General features: G+C 66.7%; 16 protein-coding genes. 7 read left to right on the top strand and 9 right to left on the bottom strand.

The annotated features are described in order from the left end of the window. Nucleotides 1-23: 23 nt before the first annotated feature. Both AL755_RS06505 and ppgK read left to right on the top strand, forming a co-directional pair. Entirely contained in the window at nucleotides 24-1,712 is a 1,689-nt protein-coding gene (locus AL755_RS06505; protein WP_054010313.1) for a glycoside hydrolase family 13 protein, read from the top strand. A 259-nt stretch (nucleotides 1,713-1,971) separates the two neighbouring features. Continuing rightward, nucleotides 1,972-2,763: a polyphosphate--glucose phosphotransferase gene (gene ppgK / locus AL755_RS06500; protein ID WP_054012903.1), complete on the top strand. Its 792-nt coding sequence runs from the start codon at nucleotides 1,972-1,974 to the stop codon at nucleotides 2,761-2,763. On the opposite strand, the gene AL755_RS06495 is transcribed toward ppgK, so the two are convergent. From AL755_RS06495 to AL755_RS06485, 3 genes are all read right to left on the bottom strand, one after another. Next, on the bottom strand, nucleotides 2,756-3,493 hold the full coding sequence (locus AL755_RS06495) for a hypothetical protein (RefSeq protein WP_054010312.1): 738 nt from the start codon (nucleotides 3,491-3,493) through the stop codon (nucleotides 2,756-2,758). The two genes, ppgK and AL755_RS06495, sit on opposite strands and share 8 nt — an antisense overlap. Before the next feature lie 96 nt (nucleotides 3,494-3,589). Then, the gene (locus tag AL755_RS06490) at nucleotides 3,590-4,462 is read right to left on the bottom strand and encodes an alpha/beta hydrolase family esterase (RefSeq protein ID WP_054010311.1); all 873 of its coding nucleotides are present in this window, start codon (nucleotides 4,460-4,462) and stop codon (nucleotides 3,590-3,592) included. Nucleotides 4,463-4,465: 3 nt separating this feature from the next. Then, the gene (locus AL755_RS06485; protein ID WP_082368971.1) at nucleotides 4,466-5,290 is read right to left on the bottom strand and encodes an SGNH/GDSL hydrolase family protein; all 825 of its coding nucleotides are present in this window, start codon (nucleotides 5,288-5,290) and stop codon (nucleotides 4,466-4,468) included. A gap of 303 nt (nucleotides 5,291-5,593) precedes the next feature. On the opposite strand from AL755_RS06485, the gene AL755_RS06480 reads away from it, so the two are divergent. Continuing rightward, a complete protein-coding gene (locus AL755_RS06480) occupies nucleotides 5,594-7,024 on the top strand; it encodes a reverse transcriptase family protein (RefSeq protein WP_082368970.1) in 1,431 nt (476 codons plus the stop codon). Nucleotides 7,025-7,311: 287 nt separating this feature from the next. Here the strand turns inward: AL755_RS06480 and AL755_RS06475 are convergent, their stop codons facing one another. Together AL755_RS06475 and AL755_RS06470 are read right to left on the bottom strand one after the other, a co-directional pair. Then, nucleotides 7,312-8,637 (bottom strand): hypothetical protein, encoded by a 1,326-nt coding sequence (locus AL755_RS06475; RefSeq protein ID WP_054010309.1) that lies wholly within the window; start codon nucleotides 8,635-8,637, stop codon nucleotides 7,312-7,314. A 125-nt stretch (nucleotides 8,638-8,762) separates the two neighbouring features. Continuing rightward, nucleotides 8,763-9,149 carry a hypothetical protein gene (locus AL755_RS06470; RefSeq protein WP_237762612.1) on the bottom strand — a complete coding sequence of 129 codons (387 nt, stop codon included), beginning with the start codon at nucleotides 9,147-9,149 and terminating at the stop codon, nucleotides 8,763-8,765. 94 nt (nucleotides 9,150-9,243) lie between these two features. On the opposite strand from AL755_RS06470, the gene AL755_RS06465 reads away from it, so the two are divergent. Further along, nucleotides 9,244-11,181 (top strand): HNH endonuclease signature motif containing protein, encoded by a 1,938-nt coding sequence (locus tag AL755_RS06465; protein WP_054010307.1) that lies wholly within the window; start codon nucleotides 9,244-9,246, stop codon nucleotides 11,179-11,181. 99 nt (nucleotides 11,182-11,280) lie between these two features. Here AL755_RS06465 and AL755_RS06460 read toward each other — a convergent pair whose 3' ends face one another. Genes AL755_RS06460 through AL755_RS06450 form a run of 3 tightly spaced genes read right to left on the bottom strand, consistent with a single transcriptional unit; the run spans nucleotide 11,281 to nucleotide 13,907 of the window. Next, complete coding sequence (locus AL755_RS06460; RefSeq protein WP_054010306.1) at nucleotides 11,281-12,360, bottom strand: adenylate/guanylate cyclase domain-containing protein; 1,080 nt, start codon at nucleotides 12,358-12,360, stop codon at nucleotides 11,281-11,283. Next, nucleotides 12,344-12,958, bottom strand: a complete 615-nt coding sequence (locus tag AL755_RS06455; protein ID WP_054010305.1) for a PH domain-containing protein — start codon at nucleotides 12,956-12,958, stop codon at nucleotides 12,344-12,346. The genes AL755_RS06460 and AL755_RS06455 overlap by 17 nt, the downstream gene beginning before the upstream one ends. Beyond that, a complete protein-coding gene (locus AL755_RS06450) occupies nucleotides 12,951-13,907 on the bottom strand; it encodes a biotin--[acetyl-CoA-carboxylase] ligase (protein ID WP_054010304.1) in 957 nt (318 codons plus the stop codon). The genes AL755_RS06455 and AL755_RS06450 overlap by 8 nt, the downstream gene beginning before the upstream one ends. A gap of 224 nt (nucleotides 13,908-14,131) precedes the next feature. On the opposite strand from AL755_RS06450, the gene AL755_RS06445 reads away from it, so the two are divergent. Further along, entirely contained in the window at nucleotides 14,132-15,715 is a 1,584-nt protein-coding gene (locus tag AL755_RS06445) for an acyl-CoA carboxylase subunit beta (RefSeq protein ID WP_054010303.1), read from the top strand. After that, complete coding sequence (locus AL755_RS06440) at nucleotides 15,712-15,963, top strand: acyl-CoA carboxylase subunit epsilon (protein WP_054010302.1); 252 nt, start codon at nucleotides 15,712-15,714, stop codon at nucleotides 15,961-15,963. The genes AL755_RS06445 and AL755_RS06440 overlap by 4 nt, the downstream gene beginning before the upstream one ends. Nucleotides 15,964-15,987: 24 nt before the next feature. Here AL755_RS06440 and AL755_RS06435 read toward each other — a convergent pair whose 3' ends face one another. Then, nucleotides 15,988-18,120, bottom strand: a complete 2,133-nt coding sequence (locus AL755_RS06435) for an FUSC family protein (protein ID WP_054010301.1) — start codon at nucleotides 18,118-18,120, stop codon at nucleotides 15,988-15,990. 78 nt (nucleotides 18,121-18,198) lie between these two features. On the opposite strand from AL755_RS06435, the gene AL755_RS06430 reads away from it, so the two are divergent. Further along, nucleotides 18,199-19,914: a DUF885 domain-containing protein gene (locus AL755_RS06430; RefSeq protein ID WP_054010300.1), complete on the top strand. Its 1,716-nt coding sequence runs from the start codon at nucleotides 18,199-18,201 to the stop codon at nucleotides 19,912-19,914. Nucleotides 19,915-19,960 lie beyond the last annotated feature (46 nt).

Here is a 19,960-nt window from a genome sequence, read left to right as displayed (position 1 = left end):
TTCAACAGCTAAGGAATGACACCATGACCGAATCCCCCACCGCAGTCCTGACCCTGGACGGCGCCGGCACCGACGCAAACTGGTGGCGCCAGGCGGCCGTCTACCAGATCTACCCGCGCAGCTTCAACGACGCCAACAACGACGGCCTCGGCGACATCAAGGGCATCACGGCCAAGGTGCCGTACCTGAGGGAACTGGGCCTGGACGCCGTCTGGCTGAGCCCGTTCTACCCGTCCGAACTGGCCGACGGCGGCTACGACGTCGCCGACTACCGCAACGTGGACCCCAAGCTGGGCACCCTGGCCGACTTCGATGAAATGGCCGCCGCCCTGCACGCTGCCGGCCTGAAGATCATCGTCGACATCGTCCCGAACCACTCCTCGGATCAGCACGCCTGGTTCCAGGAGGCACTGGCCGCCGAAAAGGGTTCGGCCGCCCGCGCCCGCTACATCTTCCGCGACGGCACGGGCGAGAACGGCGAGCTCCCGCCGTCGGACTGGGGCTCCATCTTTGGCGGCCCGGCCTGGACCCAGGTCGCCGATGGCCAGTGGTACCTGCACCTGTTCGCCTCCGAGCAGCCCGACTTCAACTGGGACAACCGCGAAATCCGCGACGATTTCCTGAAGACCCTGCGCTTCTGGTCCGACCGCGGCGTGGACGGCTTCCGCATCGACGTGGCCCACGCACTGTCCAAGGACCTCTCCGAGCCGCTGCCAAACAAGGCTGGACTTCAGCGCCTGGAGAAGCTGCACAACGGCTCCAACCCGCTGTGGGACCGCGATCAGGTCCACGAGATCTACGCCGAATGGCGCGCCCTGTTCAACGAGTACACGCCGCCGCGCACCGCCGTCGCCGAGGCCTGGGTGGACCAGTCCCGCCGCGCCCGCTATGCCTCCCCGACCAGCCTGGGCCAGGCGTTCAACTTCGACCTGCTCATGGCCGACTTCGAGGCCGCCTCCTTCGCCTCCATCGTCACCAAGAACCTGGCCGAGGCCAACGCCACCGGCGCATCCTCAACCTGGGTGTTCTCCAACCACGACGTCGTCCGGCACGCCACCCGCTACGGCCTGCCCGCGCTGGCCGCCGCCGACAACGCTGAGGATGGGAAGACCCAGGACGGCAAGGCCTGGCTGTTGGCCGGCGGCGACGAATCCGCACTGGACCGCGAGCTTGGCCTGCGCCGCGCCCGCGCCGCCACCTTGTTCATGCTGGGCCTGCCGGGCTCCGCCTACCTGTACCAGGGCGAGGAGCTGGGCCTGCACGAGGTGGCCCAGATTGCCGACGCCGACCGCCAGGACCCGGCCTTCTTCCGCAACAAGGGCATCGAAGTGGGCCGCGACGGCTGCCGCGTGCCCCTGCCCTGGACCGCCACGGACACGTCCTTCGGTTTCGGCGAGGCCACCGCGCACCTTCCCCAGCCGGCCTGGTTCGCCGACGCCGCCGTCTCCGTCCAGGACACCGCGGCGGATTCCACGCTGAACCTTTATCGCAAGGCCCTCGAGCTGCGCCGCCACCTGCAGGGTGCCGAGCAGCTGGACTGGGTGGAGAACGCCAACCCGGACGTACTCCACTTTGCCCGCCCCGACGGCTGGAACGTGGTGACCAACTTCGGCGCAACCGCCGTGGAACTGCCCGCCGGCACCGTTGCCCTCAGCAGCGTGCCGCTCGTTGACGGCAAGCTCCCCGCAGCCGCAACCGCCTGGCTCGTCTAATCCGGTGATGTGTCTTCCCAACCCGCCCCGACGTTGAGGAGACACATCACCCCGGCGGTGGTGCCGGCATTTCCTCGGCCGCTATCCGACTGACGGCCGCGGGCGGCCTCACAGTCTCCTTTACGCGGCCTACGGAAACACCAGCCCCGCCGCCTCTTGAGGGGATGCATCCTTCTGGGGTGTGTCCCCTTTGGGGTGCGTCCCCTCAAAACTATTTGCCACTCAACAGAAGAGGACTCCACCAGTGACCATCACCGCCATGCGCACCCGGCCGCTCGCCAGCCCCACCACGTCGTTGCGGCTCGGGATCGATGTGGGCGGCACCGCCATCAAGTACGGCGTGGTGGACACGGCCGACGGCACGGTGCTGGGCCCGGTCCGGCAGGTCCCCACCCCGCAGCCGGCCACACCTGTAGCCGTGGCGGATGCCCTGTCCGACGTGGTGGCGCAGGTGCTGCTAGAACGGCCCGAGCTTGACCCGGCGGATTCGGGATTGCCCGTGGGCGTGGCGTTTCCGTCGGTGATCCGCAATGGCGTCGCCTTGTCCGCCGCCAACATCAGTGCCGACTGGATGGGGCTCGACGTCAACGCGTTCCTGAGCGACCGCCTCGGCTGCCCGGTGCGGGTGAGCAACGACGCCGACGCCGCCGGCCTGGCCGAGGCCGCCCACGGCGCCGGACACGGAACCGGCGGGGTGATCATGGTGCTGACCCTGGGCACGGGCATCGGATCCGCCCTCGTGGCGGACGGCAAGCTGGTGCCCAACTTTGAGCTGGGGCACTTGGAGCTGGGCGGGACAAAGGCGGAAAGGAAGGCATCCGCCGTCGCCCGTGAACGGGACGGGCTGGACTGGGCCGCCTACGCCGAAAGGCTCCAGGAGTACCTGGCCCATGTGGAGTTCCTGTTTTCGCCGGACTTGATGATCCTGGGCGGCGGCATTTCCGTCCGGCACGGCGAGTTCCTGCCGCACCTATCGCTGCGCACGCCCGTGGTGCCCGCACTTTTGGCAAACACGGCAGGGGTGGTCGGGGCGGCCCTCACCGTCAGCTGATGGCGGTGGTTGGCGGGTTGCCCTCCAGCGAGCACAGTGCGAGGGCTGCCAGAGCCGCCAGGGATTCGTTGTCGTGGGCCTTGCCGAAGCGTCCCGTGGCGACGGCGTCATGGGAAAGTCCGCGCGCACACAGCCGCGTGAAGTCGTAGTAGCTCTTGTAGGGAGCCGCCATGAGTTGGCGGACGTGCTGGTCAAACACGTTGTCGTGCTCCTGACGGGCCCCTCTTTGGGTGCGCTGGAACTTTTCCTTGGATTTCAGCGTCTCAAACCCCGCCTCGGAATCCCCCAAGGGAAAGATCCGCACCGTGGCCTGCTTGCCGTTAGCGAGCGTAATGGCCCAGGAGCCGGGCAGGGTTTCGGCCATGGCCGCGTCCACGACCGGCCGCAATTGCGCACCGCGGGCCGCCCTTTCGGCAAGTTCTGGATCGGCGTTGTCCTCCCGGGCAGCGGCGGCAAGCCGTTCCTGGCCCTCCGCGAACAATGCCGCCATCTTATTGGCCATCCCGTTGGCCAGTCCGGCAGCCGGGCCGGTGGCCGGACCCGCAGCAAAACGGTGCAGGGGTTCCACCTTCGCCACTTCCAAGCCGGTGTAGTCACTGATGACCTGCAGCGGGATGGTGTCGAATGGGCGGCCGGCGGCCTCGAACGGCACCGTGCCCAAGCCCGGCAGGGTGGCGTGCGCGGCGTTTTCCACGAGGTCGCCAACGATCCTCCTCAGGTTCTCAAACACGGCAAGTGCCCCCTCAAGTTTTGGCCCAATGGGCTGATCCTAATCCGGGAGTGCGGGATTATGAAGCGACCGGGATCGGTGAGGCAGCGCCGCAGTTCAGGGGCGCAGTACGGGGAAGAACTCCGCCACGGCGTCCGCGGCGCTGATGTCCCGGGTGTTCCTGCCCAACACCGTCAAAGGGCGGGTGGCGGGGTGCGGCACCACGTGTCCGCCGCCGTGCACGGTGTACAGCAGGACCGGCGGATGCCCGTCCTGGTCGTAACGGGTGCGCTCCACCCGGGTCCACCTGCCGCCCCGGCGGTGCGGCAGCGCATCGTGCACGGGCGCCACCGTGATGCCGTTGCGCTCCGCGAAGTACTGCGCGGTTTCCGGCGCAGACGGGCCGCGCGGACCACCCAGCAGGCCCCACCACTGGGTTTCGCCGCGATACGGCACCACCGTGTCACGGGTGCCGTGCATGAGCAGCACGGGAAACGGCTGGTGCCGGTCCGCAAAATCGAGGCCCCCGGGAAGGGGCAGCGTGGCACTGAGGATCGCTGCGCCGTCGAACATCTCGGGAACCTCGTGGATCAGCCGGATCACCAGCTGGCCGCCGTTGGAGTACCCGGCGATGACAATGGGAATGGGCCCGTGCAGCGCCCGGAAATGGTCCGAGAGCGCCACCATGAAGGCGACGTCGTCCACCACGCGCACGCCCGAGCCGGCATGGTTCCAGCGTCGCCGCAGGCCGTCCGGATAGACGACGGCGACGTGCCCGCCGGACGCCATGGCGTCAAAACTGCCGCCCGTGAACGTGCGCAGCGACCGGCCGGATTGGTGTGAACCATGCAAAAAGATCAACACCGCCGACGGCGCCGGAGCCGCCGGGCCGCCGTCGACCACGAAAAACGTCCGCACATGGCCGGCCACGGCAATATTGTGCCGTGAAGGGACCGGCTCGGCTCCGGCGTCGGTTCGTTGGGTGGCCATGGATTATTTCACCACGGCGGGGGCCGTTGCGGGAGCCGTGGGAGCCTTCGTGACGGCGGGCAGCACGGCCGGCTGGCTGAGGGCCTCCTTGATGAGTTTCTCCATCTGCGCCTTGATGTAGTGCTGGCCGGCCACGGAGGGATGGTCGCCGTCGGGACCGATCAGGTCATCGACGTGCCCCATGATCCAGCCCTGCGCAATGGGATCCACAAACATGGCACCCACGGCCACGGCCGCGTCCTGCACTTCGTCACGGACGGCCAGGCGGTCCGATTCCGGCTGGTCCGTGTACGACGGCGGCCCCACCACCAGCATGACGGCCTGCGGGGATTTGGCCTTGGCCTCGGCAAAGGCGGCGGACGCGGCCGCGCCAATCGCGGCGGGCGCCTGGCCCATGTCGTTTTCCGAACCGAAGAACAACACCAGCTGGGTGTCGGAAGTGACGGCGTCCTTCACCTGCGATCCAAAGGTGGAATTGCCGGTGCCGATTGAGACGTAGCCGCTGCCGTTGGTGGAGGCGTTGAAGAGTTGCAACTGGTCGTCGATGTCGACGGGGTCCGTGTTGATCAGGTTGGGCCAGGCGTCCTGGGCCGTGGTGCCGAATCCGGTGCTGAGGGAATCGCCGATCACCACCACCTTGTGCGGGGCCGCGGGCGCCTTCGCCAAAGCGGGGGGCTGTGCCGCGGCTACTCCCTGGCAGCCGGACAGCGCCAGCAGCAGCGCGGCGGCCATGGCCAGCAGGCCCGCCGCCAACGCCGCCGTTCGACGCCGCGATCCCCGGCGGTCCCGCGTTGTCGATCCGAGCTGTCCTTGGCGGTTATCCGCCATCCATGCCACCTGCCTTGAATACCATTGTGCGCACCGGTCCGGCAGGCCGGGCACTATTAGACATCCACAGTACGCCGCCCACCTTGGCGTTTCCTATGGACCACCGGCCACCCCCGTCCGCTACGCTGGCAGCATGCGACGGATTCCGGATGAGGTGGGTGGGCATTTGCGTGCCCTGCCCTCTCCGGGGATACCCCGGGGGACGAAGAACGACCTCCTGCAAGCACCGCAGCCGCCTCGCAGCGCTCCGCGCAGCAGGGCGGCCGCACAGACTGACGGGTCATCCGGAAGCCGCCGCACCCCATGAAACACACTCCCGACTCCACACGGCCTGGCCCCCTGGCTGACTCCACACCTGGCCCCACTCCGGCGTCGGCCGTGCTGGGCCGCACCCCGCGCCCCTCCCCCAAAACCGTTGCAACGGCCCTGGCCCATGCCTTCCTCGCCGCCGAAAGCTGGTCCAAGCCGGACCTTGTCGAGGCCGGCGCCACCGTCCTGGGTGCTCGACGCCGGTGGCTGGGTCCGCTGGCCGGCCACGTCCTGGCCAGCTACCGCCGTCCCCCGGCGGACGCCCCGCGTGAGCTGACCGCCGTCGTGCTTGGCAGCGCTCCATTCGCCGAGGCGGTGGCGAAGGCCGATCTGCAGTGCAAGCCGATCAGGATCGCCCGGTATGCCGTGCCTCCGGCCGGAATGGGCGAGGCTGCCGGGGTGCCTGCCGGGGTCCCGCGGCTGGACACCCTGGCGGAATTGGCCGCGATCCTGGGCGTGGACGCCGGCCGGCTGGAATGGTTTGCCGATCCCAAACATTGGAACCGGACCACCGGAAATCCCCGGCTGCAGCACTACCGCTACCAGTGGCGGACCCGGCAGGGACGGGTGCCGCGGCTGCTGGAGATCCCGCACCCCCGGCTGCGGGCCGTCCAGCGCACCGTGCTGCGTGAGTTGCTGGCGGGAATACCCCTGCACGCTTCAGCCCACGGATTTGTGCCCGGCCGCAGCGCCGTGAGCGGTGCGGCCCGGCACACGGGACGGGACGTGGTCATCAACCTTGACCTGGCGGCATTCTTTGCGCACGTCACCCCGGGCAAGGTGTACGGGGTGTTGCGGGCGGCCGGCTACCCGGAAAGTGTGGCGCACCGGCTGACGGGCTTGTGCACGCACGCCGTTCCCGTGGGCGTCATCGCCGAGATGCCGCCCGGCGGCAGCGCGGAGGATCGTTTTGCCTTGCGCCAGGCGCTGCGCAAGGCCCATCTTCCACAGGGTGCACCCACCTCCCCTGCGCTGGCCAACCTGACGCTGCGACGGCTTGATTCGAGGTTGCAGGGCTGGGCCGGCGGGTTCGATGCCGTCTACACCCGTTACGCCGACGACCTCGCCTTCAGCGGTGGTCCTGTCCTGGCCCGCCGCGCCGATGCGTTCCTCAAGGGCGCGGCGCGGATTGTTGCCGACGAGGGCCACACCTTGAACGCGACAAAGACGCGGGTCCACAAGGCCGGCGTACGCCAGTCCGTGACGGGCGTCGTGGTGAACCGGCACACGAATGTTTCGCGGCGGGACTTCGACCGGCTCAAGGCGGTGCTGCACAACTGCGTGGTCCACGGACCCGACGGTCAAAACCGGGATGGGCACCCGGACTTCCGCGCGCAGCTCCGGGGCCGGATTGCCTGGGTTGCCAGCGTCAATCCGGGGCGTGGGGCCAGGCTCCTGGCCGATTTCACGTTGATCGACTGGTGATTTTGGCTGGTGAAGATGGCTCGTGATGCAGACTGATTATGCCGGGGTTTCCGGGCATTCGTAACACGCTATACATATTGCGCAGCCATTGGCGCGAATCCACCCGTCCTATCTACGTCTTGCCGTTTCACCTGGTCGGTTCAGAAGGCCAGATACAACCGCCGAGATTCGAGGATAGTCTTGTGTATGCGTTTTCAATGGGCTGCGACGTTCCATGCCTTGCGATGATCTCGGAGCTGGGGGGCTTCCCTTTAGCTTGCGATTTGGATCGAGGCGATCTCATTGGTCTAGTCCATCGTTTCCGGGAGCCATTCCAGTGGGGTATCTGCAACAAGCGAGTTCGTCCAACCCTGGGATCTTGAACTAGGGTAGCCCGCCGGAGGGACTTCCATACTGTAGACCCACTGACTTGGGCCGGCGCCGTTCGCGCCGATACCAAAGTAGTATCCGGATGGTGTTTCTCGATATCCGAACCAAGCTTGTCCGTCCTTTCGAACGCGCACACAAATCCCATGCGGATCTGGGAGCCCCTGGGTTTGGAAGCTACCCATCACTTCAAGAATGTCCGCTTGAAATCTGCCGGTGTTGTGATGACGACTCGTCAAGCAGATTTGCAACCACTCGAGGGCCCGCTTCGTTTCTTCGAACTCTCGGCGGTCCAACTGCCTTCCGGATTCATCTGTGCCTTGAACGTCAGCCAACTCTTCCAGTCTTCTTTTCGCTGCGGCACGTCGATCTTCGCGAGCGCGCTCGTCATTACGGTATTGCGCCACCAGCGACCGCGCGTCAGCAAAGGTCCCCAATCGCGCAGCAGCGTATCCGCATTGCCCTGGGAATCGATCAATAGCGAATAGATCCCAGTTCAAGGATGCGACCAGGCCCAGTACCACCTTTGGTGGTAGGGAATGTCCAGTTGGATACCGACTTAGCCTTGTGGCGAAGAGTTCGTAGGCCCCAATGACGGCGGCAATAAATGCCGCTGGTATCGCGGCAAGGCCCAAGAGAATGGGAAGAAAGAATGCCCTTACGTCGTCGAATACATCGTTGGCCGGATGGAGTATCAGGTCCCTAACGCTTAACACGATAAGAGTTAGGCCCACCATGGCCGCGATTACTACCCAAAACTTCGATCCGCCGGACGCATTATCAGCAGTCGTTGACACCGCCCAGAAGACTGTGAGCACGGCCAATGCTGGAACCAGCCAAAGTTCAGTGCCAATAGCGAATGGTCGAGCTGCGACGGCGAATTCAACGACGGCTACGACTCTGAGCGAGTCGAGGACGGCCCCCTTGAAAAAGTGGTGTTGCTTCGGAGCCTCGGTAACGGCGTTCCCAAGCAAGATGAACCCACTGCCTAGTAGCCAAATGACAGTCCCTCCAAGCAGCTCTTGATCCCAAAGGTGAAGAGACCACATAAGCCACACCGCGCTGGCCAGATACGTCGTGTAGAGGGCGAACGAGAGAGAGACTTTCCAATGCAACATGGACCGAACTGCGTCCTTGATGGATGCCCTCGTTGCGGGCCACAGAAGCAAGACGAGGAGAAGGATCAACGTCCAGATGGACATGGACAATTCCCGGGTAGACATGTAGTCAAGCATTTCGGGCAGCATGCGTTCAGGCTACGACAAGATCTCATTTGCGACTCAGCATATGGGAGGCGACCCGTTCCAATGAGAGGCAACCGTCTAGGTGTACCTGATTGCGTGGGACAACCAGCTTTGGCGAAAGGGCACGGTCAGGCTGCGCGGATTGCCCTGCGCAGGACGTCGAGCTCCGGCAAACCGGCAAGGCCGGTTTCGGTGGCGTAGACCCGGCAGGACACTGCCGGTTCGCCGGTTGCCGGAAAGAGGTCCTGCCCGTCCATCACGAAGCTGGGCGAGCCGTGGAAGTCGGCGGCGGCAGCGTCGTCGTCGTTCTCGATGACCTTGACGGCCAGGCTCCGGGGGTCCAAACCTTCCAGGGCCAGGGCGCGGAGGAACAAGTCCTTTGCGGGCGCCGAGTTGGGACAGTCGTTGATGATCAGCAGCTCAATCATGGCGCTCCGTTCGGGGATGGACGGCTGGTGGACGGCCAAACCGTGCCGTGGTGACGGTATCAAGGGTATCGCCGGGTGCATGTTCATTGATTCCTCCACATCTTCGAGATTAGTTCTAATAGTTATCCACAGTTTCGATTCTTACTCGAAAATTCGGTCGAATCGGAGTAAAATTGAGTACATGGAAGCAACGGCAAGGACGCCGGGACATCCCGGCTCCACGGACGGCAAAAGGGACCTTGGTGGCCATGTTCACCAGGTGTTGGCCCTCGCCGCCGCGCTGTCCCGGGCCGCTGTTCCAACGCCCGCTCATACGCCCGGCTCCGACGAGGCCGATTGCCAGTATTCGACACTGGGTACCCCTTTTGGGCTTGATCTCGGCTCCCTCAGCGATGCGTCGGTGGTCGACTGGGCCCAAAACCTCGAACATTTGGGCCGTTTCCTTGTGGGGATGCAAGTCCAGGCAGCCGGCGAACTCGCGGACCGCGCCCTAGCCGGGCGGTTTGAGCAGGCCGGCGTCAAGAATCCGGCGGAATTGCTGACTGTGTCGCTCAACCTCAGCAAGGCCGAGGCCAATCGCCGGCTTCGCCTGGCCGAACATTTCCTGCCCTCGACCAACTTTCTCACCGCCGTCACCACGCCGCCCGCCCAGCCGGCATTGGGGGCGGCGTTCTTTGCCGGGGACGTGTCCAGCGAACAGGCACTGATCATTTCCGCCTTTACGGACGAAGCCTCCCACCTTGCGGATGCCGGGCGCATCCCCGAGGACAAGGTCCGGGAATTGGAGGAAACCCTCACCGTCTACGCCACAAACGAGCCGCCGGACTTCCTGCGGCGAGTTGGACTGCGGGCCGTGAACCTGCTGGACCCCGACGGTCAGCGGCCCACCGAAGGTGAACTCCTGGCCAAGCAGGGAATCTTCTTCCATCACGCGCGCCGCGGAATGGTTCACTTTGACGGCCACATGACCGTTGCACAATACGAAACCACCATGGCATTCATCGGCTCGTCCACCAATCCGGCCAACCACACCGACTTCAAGGACATCACCCCCGACGCCGATCCCGACTGCGCTACAGACTGTGATTCCGGCGGTACGGGTGTGCCAGAGGACGCCCTCCTGCCCGGCGACGCCAGGAACCACCGCACTGCCATGCCCGGTGACGCAGCGATGCCCGGACAAATGGATATCACCGACTTCGTCCGCCTTGCAGGCGCCGGGATCTTCTCGGCGGGGCCGGAAGCGGCGGGCCGGGCGGCAGCGGAGTCGCAGTGGCCACCGCCCCAAGGCCCGATTCCCGAATGGGCGCGAAGAATCCCGGAGGAGCCAAGGGGTGAATGCGAACCGGAGGACCCGGGAAGCGATTCCGGACCCCACGAACCGGCAGTCGACTCCACACCCGATCAGCCGCCGCCCTGGCCGCACCTGGTCAACGGCATCCCGGTGCCCGAACCCGGAAGTGGCGAAGACCTGCCCGGACTGGACCCCATCGATCCACGCTCCACTGACCCTGCAGTGCAGGACCGCCGAACCCACGGCCAAAAGTTGTTGGACGGGCTCATCGACTGCCTTGGGCTGGCTGCGCGCACCGGCAAGCTCCCCATGAATGGCGGAGCCAAGGCCCAGCTGTTCATCAGCACCACGCAGGCCGAGCTCGATCGGAAGAACGCCGCCGGCGAGAGTTTGGGCATCGCCCTGGCCCCCTACTGCGGGCCCCAACAGTTGGCCGCATTCGAGGAGGCGCTGTGCGACGCCGACGTGACCCGGATTATTTTGGGCGACGGCAGCGACATCCTCAACGTCGGGCGCACCCAACGGCTCTTCACCGCGGCGCAACGGAAGATCCTCATCGCCCGCGACATGGGCTGCACCTTCCCCGACTGCACGGCGCCCGCCTATTGGACCGAGGCGCACCACATCATCCCGTGGAAGGACGGCGGGGAAACCAATATCAGCAACGGCGCACTACTTTGCTGCCTGCACCACCACCTCGTCCACCAAGGTGCATGGACGGTGAGGCTGGACCAGGGCGTCCCACTATTCACCCCGCAGTTCAGCCTCGACCCGTTGCGCCGGGAACGCCGCAACACCTACCACCACGGCCTGGCCAAGGCCTGACGTCGGGTGATCGACCCTGTCGGGATCCGAGACTGCCGCTCTGGTCTCGACAGGCTCGACCATCGGTGATCGAGCTTGTCGAGATCCGGGAGGTAGCTGTCAGTCGACGACGAGGCCCTTGCCGCGACCGCGCTGGAGCAGCACAGGGGAAATTTCGCCAAAGCCGCGCACATGCTCCATCGGCAGTTCCGTGAGGATGAACCGGTCGTCGTCGGCCAGGGCGGCCGCGGTGACGGAGTCGATCAACACGGTGCCGGGTTCGGCCAGCGACGTCAGGCGTGCCGCGAGGTTCACGGTGGGCCCGTAGATATCGCCGAGGCGGGACAGCACACGACCCCACACCATGGCCACGCGGGCCTCGGGCAGGAAGTCGTCGGCCTCCATGGCCTCGGCCAGGGCCAGCGAAATCTGGGCGCCGGCAACGGGCGTTTCACAGTTGAACAGCACTTCGTCGCCAATGGTCTTGACGAGGCGGCCGCCGCCAACGCTGATGATCTCGGCGCAGATGTTTTCAAAGCGCTGCACCAGCTTGGCCAACGTTTTTTCGTTCATGCGCCGCGACAGGGAGGTGTAGCTGACCAGATCGGCAAAGCCCACGGCGCGTGCCAGCGGCAACGGGGTGTCGTCCTCGTCGCCGTCACGGCCCAGTTCGCTGGAGGCGAGCCCTTCCTGGGCGCGAACAGCCAGTCGCTGGATGCCGGCGTTGAGTTGGCGCCGGTAAGAGTAGACCAGCAATTCCTCCAGTGGGGCAATGAGGTTGGGCAGCTCGGACACCACGGCCCGGCGCGCCTCGGCATCGCTGACGCCGTGTTCGGCCACAAGGTCCTCAACGAGCGCCTCGATCTGCCAGACGGCCATGCGGTCGGTCATTTGCCCGATCGAGCGGGTGACGGAGATGGCGGTCTCCTCCGTCAGCAGCCCTTCCCGGACCATGGTGACCACAATGTTGAGGGCCTCCTGGTCGCGCTGGGTGAAGGCGACGTCGTCGTCCCCCAGGTTGGGGAACCCCATGGCGCGCCAAATTTTGCGTGCAGACAGCAGGGAAACACCGGCTCCGGCGGCTACATCACGGCGTTTGAGCGTGCGTTCGCCGCCCAACAGCTGTGTTTCCAATGCTTTTGTCTGGCTCCGCGAGGCGGGTTGGAGCAGCGGCTCGGGTGAATCAATGGTCTCTTCCAAGCTTCCGCAGTTCCTTTCCAATCAATTCATCCTCATCAGCGCCAACGTCCTCAGCGTAGTACCCGGAGCCGGGTGCTTGCTGGAAAGACGCTCGAAACAATTTCATCCATGCCGCGTGGGTCTCGTTGCGAAACGCCTGGATATGCGGCACATCGTGCACGGTCCGCACCCCGCCGCTGGTCATGTGGAAGTCCAGTTCGCCGGCACCGACCATGCGTTGCCGCAGTTTTTGGTGCATGTCAACGCTTTGCACCCGTGCCAGGACGCAGTCCTCCTGGCGGCGGCGCAGGTTGCCCCGGCGGATCACCACCCGCTCGCTGGTGAGGATATACCGCGTGTTGGCCCAACGGACCACCCGCCGCAGCGGGTACGCAATCTCCACCAACAGCACCGCCGTCAGCAGCAGCACGATTGCGGGTTCGCGAAGCTCCAGGGCGTCCGGTGCCCACTGGGAGTACTCAGCGGGCTGCAATTTTGCCAGCGCCGCCGACGTCCCCATGACCAGCAGGAGTCCCACAGCCACCGGAACCACCAGGATTCGCGCGTGCGGACGGACCTGCACCAGCACCTGTTCGCCGTCGGCCAGCCACTTACGCATAACCCACACCGTCGGAACCCGTCCGGCGCAAATGCACCACGTCGCCGGCACTGACCGTGTGCATGGCACCGTCACCGTCCCGGATTTCCAGCTCTCCGCCCGGGCCCAGCCGCACGGCGGTACCATGGAGCATTTGGCCGCCGGGAAGTTCGGCGCGCACCTGCGTTCCCAGGGTGAGCATGAGCCCGGAAGCCAGGGCGTGGACGGACTCGCCGCCGCTGAGCGGGCGCAGGGCATCACCACCCACCGCCACAAAGTCCCGGTACAGGCCGGCAAAGCGGTTCAGGTAGGCCGGCAGCAGCTCGTTCCTGTCCACTGCCGAATCAATCTCCAGCTCCAGCGAGGTGGCCCGGTCCACGGGCAGTTGCTCACGTTGCTGGCTGATGTTCACCCCGGCCCCGACGACGACGGCGGGACCCGGCCCCGCGCCGTCGGCCGCACCTCGGACACCGCCCGCAGACACGCCGGAAGTGACGCCGGCCGGCGGCGGAGCAACCAGCTGGGCCAGGATGCCGGCCAGCTTGCGGCCGTTCAGGAGCACGTCGTTGGGCCATTTCAGCAGCGCGGGGGCGCCTGTTTCGGCGCGGACAGCCTGGCACAGGGCAATGCCGGCCAGCACGGACAGCCAGCCGTAGCCGGTGGGCGCAAAGGCGGGGGCGCCCGGGTGCACGGAAGGGTCGGTGGGGCGCAACAACACGGACGAAATCATCGAGGTGCCGGCGGGAACCTCCCACACCCGGTCAAGCCTGCCCTTGCCGGCGATCTGGGAATTGGCCACCAAAACACTCAGATCGGGCCAGCCGGCCGAATCGGCGGCGGCACTCGTGGCCAGGTCGGTATTGGTGGAGCCGGTTTCGTCCACCACGGACACGCGCCGGAACTGCCCGCGAGGGTGCGTCAGGGCCCCTTCGAGGGCCCGCGTATCCAGTGCGGGAAGTGTGCGGCTCATGCCATCAATCCTATCGGGCGCCACCGACATGGCGGCACGGTGGCAGCCAAATAGCCGGACGGGCCGCACCGCGGTGGAGGAACTGCGATTGTGACTCGCCGACTTTGTAGGGTTTCTACACAGTCATGGGCCAAATCGGTTATTAGACTGTCAGTAGTGTTTGCCCTTTTGTGCAGTTCCTACTTAAGGCAATGCAAGCTGCCACCTACCGAGCCGGAGTACTGATGAGCCACGACCTTTCGACAACTGCAGGCAAAATTGCCGATTTCCGTGACCGTTTGACCCAGGCGGCAGTTCCCTCGGGTGAGGCCGCCGTCGAGAAGCAGCACGCAAAGGGCAAGAACACGGCTCGCGAACGCATTGAAATGCTGGTTGACCCGGATTCCTTCGTGGAGTTCGACGCCCTGGCCGTGCACCGCTCGCACGCCTTCGGCATGGAGAAGAAGAAGCCGCTCGGTGACGGCGTCGTCTCCGGTTACGGCACCGTGGACGGCCGCCTCGTGGCCCTCTACAGCCAGGACTTCAGCGTCTACGGCGGTTCGCTGAGCCAGGTCAACGGCGAGAAGATCGTCAAGGTCCAGGAATTCGCGCTGCGCAACGGCTGCCCCGTGGTGGGCATCAACGACGGCGGCGGCGCCCGCATCCAGGAAGGCGTGGCCTCGCTGGCCATGTTCGCGGACATCTTCCGCAACAACGTCCATGCCTCCGGCGTGGTCCCGCAGATCTCCCTCATCATGGGCCCGTGCGCCGGCGGCGCCGCCTACTCCCCCGCCCTGACCGACTATGTGGTCATGGTGGACAAGACCTCCCACATGTTCATCACCGGCCCCGACGTCATCAAGACCGTCACGGGCGAGGACGTGGACATGGAAACCCTGGGCGGCGCCCGCCAGCACAACACCACCACCGGGACGTCCACGTACTTGGCCACGGATGAGGCCGACGCGATCGAGTTCGTGCGCGAACTCCTGGACTTCCTGCCGTCGAACAACCTGGCCGAGGCCCCCGTCACCGAGCTCGACCAGGAGCTGGAGCTCGACGACGCCGACCTCGCCCTGGACGCGCTCATCCCGGATTCCGCCAACCACCCCTACGACATGCGCCGCGTCATCGAGCAGATCATCGACGACGGCCACTTCCTGGAGATGCAGGCCCTCTACGCGCCCAACGTGATGATCGGCTACGGCCGCATCGAGGGCCACACCGTGGGCATCGTGGCCAACCAGCCCATGCAGTTCGCCGGCACCCTTGACATTGCCGCGTCCGAGAAGGCCGCCCGGTTCGTGCGCCACTGCGACGCATTCAACGTCCCCATCATCACCCTCGTGGACGTCCCCGGCTTCCTGCCCGGCAAGGACCAGGAATTCCAGGGCATCATCCGCCGCGGCGCCAAGCTGCTCTACGCCTACGCCGAGGCCACCGTGCCGAAGCTGACCGTCATCACCCGCAAGGCGTATGGCGGAGCGTACATCGTCATGGGCTCCAAGAAGCTCGGCGCCGACCTGAACCTGGCCTGGCCCACCGCCCAGATCGGCGTCATGGGCGCCCAGGGCGCCGTCAACATCCTCTACCGCCGCGACCTTGCCGCAGTGGAGGCCGACGGCGGCGACGTCGAGGCCCGCCGCGCCGAGATCGTCCGCGACTACGAGGAAGAGCTGCTCAACCCGTACCAGGCCGCCGAGCTTGGCTACGTTGACGCCGTGATTGCCCCCTCCGACACCCGGATCCAGCTCATCAAGGGCCTGCGTGCGCTGCGCGACAAGCGTGCCAGCCTGCCCGCCAAGAAGCATGGGAACATCCCGCTGTGACGGCCGAAAAAAAGCCGCAGGCTGACTCCCCGGTCTCGGCAAGCTCGATCACCGAGCCCTTGCTGACCGTGACCAAGGGCAATCCGAGCGCCGAGGAACTGGCGGCCGTGACCGCCGTCGTGCTTTCGCTCGGAGGCGTGCCGGAGGAGGAACCGCAACGGCCCACCTCCCGACACTGGGCCCGCCGTGCGCAACTGAACCTTGCCCCGAAGCCCGGGCCCGGCGCCTGGCGGCGTTCCGGACGCTAACCGCACGGGCCTGATCCGGAAGGCTCAGGCCCGCGTGGCGGCCGCCTTGGTCTGTTCGCGCAGCAGGTGCACCATGGTGTCGAGCGCGTTGGCGATCCTGTCGGCGGCTTCCAACACTGCCGGCCGCACCGTCCCGGGACCGGGCTGCGCCGCATCCAGGGCTTCCTTGAGGCGCGCATATGAATCGCGCATGTTGACGGCGCCGCGCGGCGCGGCCCCGGCGAGCACGGCGGCCTCGCAGGCCGTGAGGGTGGCCGAGTAGTCATCCACGAAGGGTGCCAGCTTCGCTAACAAGCCCTCCACGGGCTGGCCGTCAACGTGCATGGACAGCCGTGCTGCATCCACCACCATGGCGGCCTGGACCAGCAGGTGGCTCTGTACCAGGACGCCCTCGCCCACATCGAGGGTTTGCTCCCCTGCCACCGGTTCGGCCTGCGTGCGTTGCAAGGACGCCTGCGCGTTGGAACGCGCCAGCCGTGCGGCGCTGCGGGCGCGGTCGAAGTCGGCTGTGCCGGACTCGGGATCCGCCACGGTGACCAGGTACGCGCGGTAAGAGGCCAGGAGTCCGGCGATCCGGGCCGGCAGGTAACTGCGCTCCCACGCGGGCCACACCACCGTCGCGGCCACCGCCAGCACCCCGGCCAGCAGGGTGTCCAGGAGTCGTGGAAGGGCGACGGCGGTGGCCGGGTATCCCGCCAGGTCCAGCAACGCGACCAGGTAGGCCGCCGTCCAGATGCCCATGAAGAATGCGTTGGGCGCGCCGGAGAGCCGCACGCCGAAGACGAAGAGCACCACCAGGGCCACCAGGGCGTAGTGCCCGCCGGAGGCCGCAAGGAAGGTGGCCCCCGTGCCGATGGCCAGGCCCACTATGGTCCCGGCCAGGCGGGCGCTGGTGCGGTGCAGGGTGGCGGCAAAGTCCGGGCGCAGCAGCAACAGCACCATGAGCGAGATCCAATAGCCCCGGTCGCTGCCCGGCAGCAGCCGCGCCAGAGCGTCCGTCACCGTGACCAGGATCGTGAGCCGGACGGCGTGCCGGGCGATCGCCGAATCCCAGTGCAGATTGGCCCGGATGGTTTGCAGCGGTGCCTGGAGGGCAAGCCGCACCCGGCCGACCCGGACGTCGTCCTCCACCACCCGGCCCTCCACGGCCCCGGGGTTCACCATGCGGCCGCAGGCGCGCAGCTGCCCGGCCAGCGCCCGGGCGTGCATGGCGGCAAACCGACCCGTGGGCGAATCCGGGTACCCGGCCATGACCTCCTCCAGCCGGGCCAGCGCCTCCCGCCCCGGGCGCAGCACGTCCGGGTCGAACACCGCGCCCTTGCGCAGGCACCCCGCCAGGGCATCGAGAATGTCCCCCGTGTCGGCCAGCAGACTCTTGACGGCGTCGCGGGGTTCCGGCCACTCCACCCGGTCAAAGCGCTCCACGCAATAGCCCAGGGCGATGATTTCCAGCCGGATCCGCTCGGCCTCGTCCAGCAGGCCCCGGTACGACTGCATGCTGGGCCCGTGCCCGTGGCCAAATCCGGTGATGGTGGCGTGTGCGGTGTCCAGCAGCACGCCCGCGCCGGGGGCCGTCAGGACCGGCTGGGCCGATCGGGTCCGCCGTGCCATGGCCTCAAAAAGCTCGGCCAGCACCTTCCTTTCCGGGGCGTGCCGGTGCAGCGGCCATCCCGCAATGGCGAGGAGGCTTTGCAGCAGGCCGGCGGATATGACAACCACCGCGATGCCAAGGGCCCCGGACGGCGGCTGCGGGAAACGGTTCAGCACAATGGCCACCGCCGTGCCCGCGATCCCGATCTGCGCCACGTTGATCCCGAGCGAAAGCACCATGCCGGTGGTGAAGGAGAAGATCGCGATCAGCAGCAGGGACAGCGGCACCGAGTGGGCGCACAGCACCGACAGGCCACCGCCCAAGCCGGCGACCAGGGACGTCACGCTCATCCGGGCCAGGCGCAACCGGTAGCTGCCGGGCCTGTCGGCAAAGGAGGCGAACATCGCCCCGACGGCGCCAAACACGGAAATTGCAGGGTCGCCCACGGCCAGGCCCACGACCAGCGGCACGCCGACCCCGATCGCGTTGCGCGCCGCAACCACGGGGTCCGACTGGGAAAAATCCAGCCGCAGGGACCGTTTGAAGGTTCCCGAGACCGACTGCATGGCGGACACGATCCTAAGTATTGCAGGCCCCGGCGTTTGGCAACACGGCACCGGCCCGCCGCGTACTAGGCTCGTCCCATGACACTTGATTCCGCCCCACGCACGCGCGCCACGAGCGCCATTGATGCCGCAGCCAACACCTACACCGAACGGCTGCTGGAACTGGATCCGGGCTTCGCCACCGAGCTGGGCCGCCCGGGCCACGAAACCGAATACAAGGACCACTCCCCCGCAGGATTGACCGCCGAGGCTGATGCCGCCCGGGCCGCCCTGGCCGAGCTGGACGGCCTGGACCCGGTGGACGACGTCGACGTTGTCACCCTGCACGCCATGCGCGAACGCCTGGGCCTGGCCCTGGAAAACCATGACAGCGGCTGGCCGCTGGCTGACCTGAACAACATCGCCTCCCCGGCGCAGGGCATCCGGGCCATCTTTGACCTGATGCCCACCGCCACCGTGGCCGATTGGGAGCACATTTCCGGCCGCCTGGCCAACGTCCCGGGCGCCGTTGCCGGCTACATTGAAGCACTGCGTGCCGGTGCCGCCCGCGGCCTGGTGGCGGCCCGCCGGCAGGTTTCCATCGTGATCGACCAGTGCGAACGCCATGCCGCCGCGGACGGTTTCTTCGCCACGCTGGCCTCCGGTGCCGCCCTGGATTCCTCCGCCGCAACGAACGACACCGGCACCGCCCTTCCCGCCGACCTCACCAAGGCGCTGGCCGCCAATGCGGAACTGGCCCGCGCCGGCTACGCATCACTGGTTGACTTCCTGCGCACGGAACTGCTGCCGGCCGCCCCGGCGAAGGACGCCGTCGGGCGGGAACGCTACGCCCTGGCGTCCCGGGAATTCCTGGGCTCCGCCGTCGACCTTGAGGAGACTTACGCCTGGGGCGTGGCGGAACTGGAACGGATCATTGCCGAACAGGAGGCCGTGGCCCAGCAAATCAAGCCGGGTGCGTCCATCGCCGAAGCCAAGGCCGTGCTCAATGCCGACCCCGCACGCACGCTGCACGGCACCGATGCCCTGACGGCGTGGATGCAGGAGCTGTCCAATTCGGCCGTGGCGGACCTTGCCGGCACGCACTTCGACATCCCGGACATCATGCGTACGCTCGAATGCAAGATCGCCCCCACCCAGGATGGCGGGATCTACTACACCGGGCCGTCGGAGGACTTCTCCCGCCCGGGACGCATGTGGTGGTCGGTACCGGAGGGCGAGGACACGTTCACTACCTGGGCCGAAACCACCACGGTCTACCACGAGGGCGTCCCGGGCCACCACCTGCAGGTTGCCACCGCCACCTACAAGAGCGGCCTGCTCAACGACTGGCGCCGCAACGCCTGCTGGGTGTCCGGGCACGGCGAAGGTTGGGCACTGTACGCGGAGCGGCTCATGGACCAGCTGGGCTACCTGGCCGATCCGGGCGACAAGATGGGCATGCTCGACGGCCAGCGCATGCGCGCCGCCCGCGTGGTGTTCGACATCGGTGTGCACCTGGAACTCCAAATCGCGGGCCAGTGGGGCACCGGGACCTGGACGCCGGAGGCCGGCTACGACTTCCTGGCCAAGAACCTGGACATCTCCGCCGGACAGCTCGACTTCGAATTCCACCGTTATCTGGGCTGGCCGGGCCAGGCGCCGTCGTACAAGATCGGCCAGCGCCTGTGGGAGGACATCCGCGACGCCCGCGCAGCACGTGACGGCGACGCCTTCTCGCTGCGCGACTTCCACACCCAGGCGCTGAACCTGGGCTCCGTGGGCCTGGACACGCTCAAGGCGGCGCTCCTGGGCTGAGCCGGCGGTCGAGCTTGTCGGGACCCCTCGGCGATTTGCTGTGCAG

Origin of the sequence: Arthrobacter sp. ERGS1:01 (assembly GCF_001281315.1) — a bacterium.
GTDB lineage: Bacteria > Actinomycetota > Actinomycetes > Actinomycetales > Micrococcaceae > Specibacter.
This window is presented reverse-complemented; position numbering and strand designations above follow the sequence as displayed.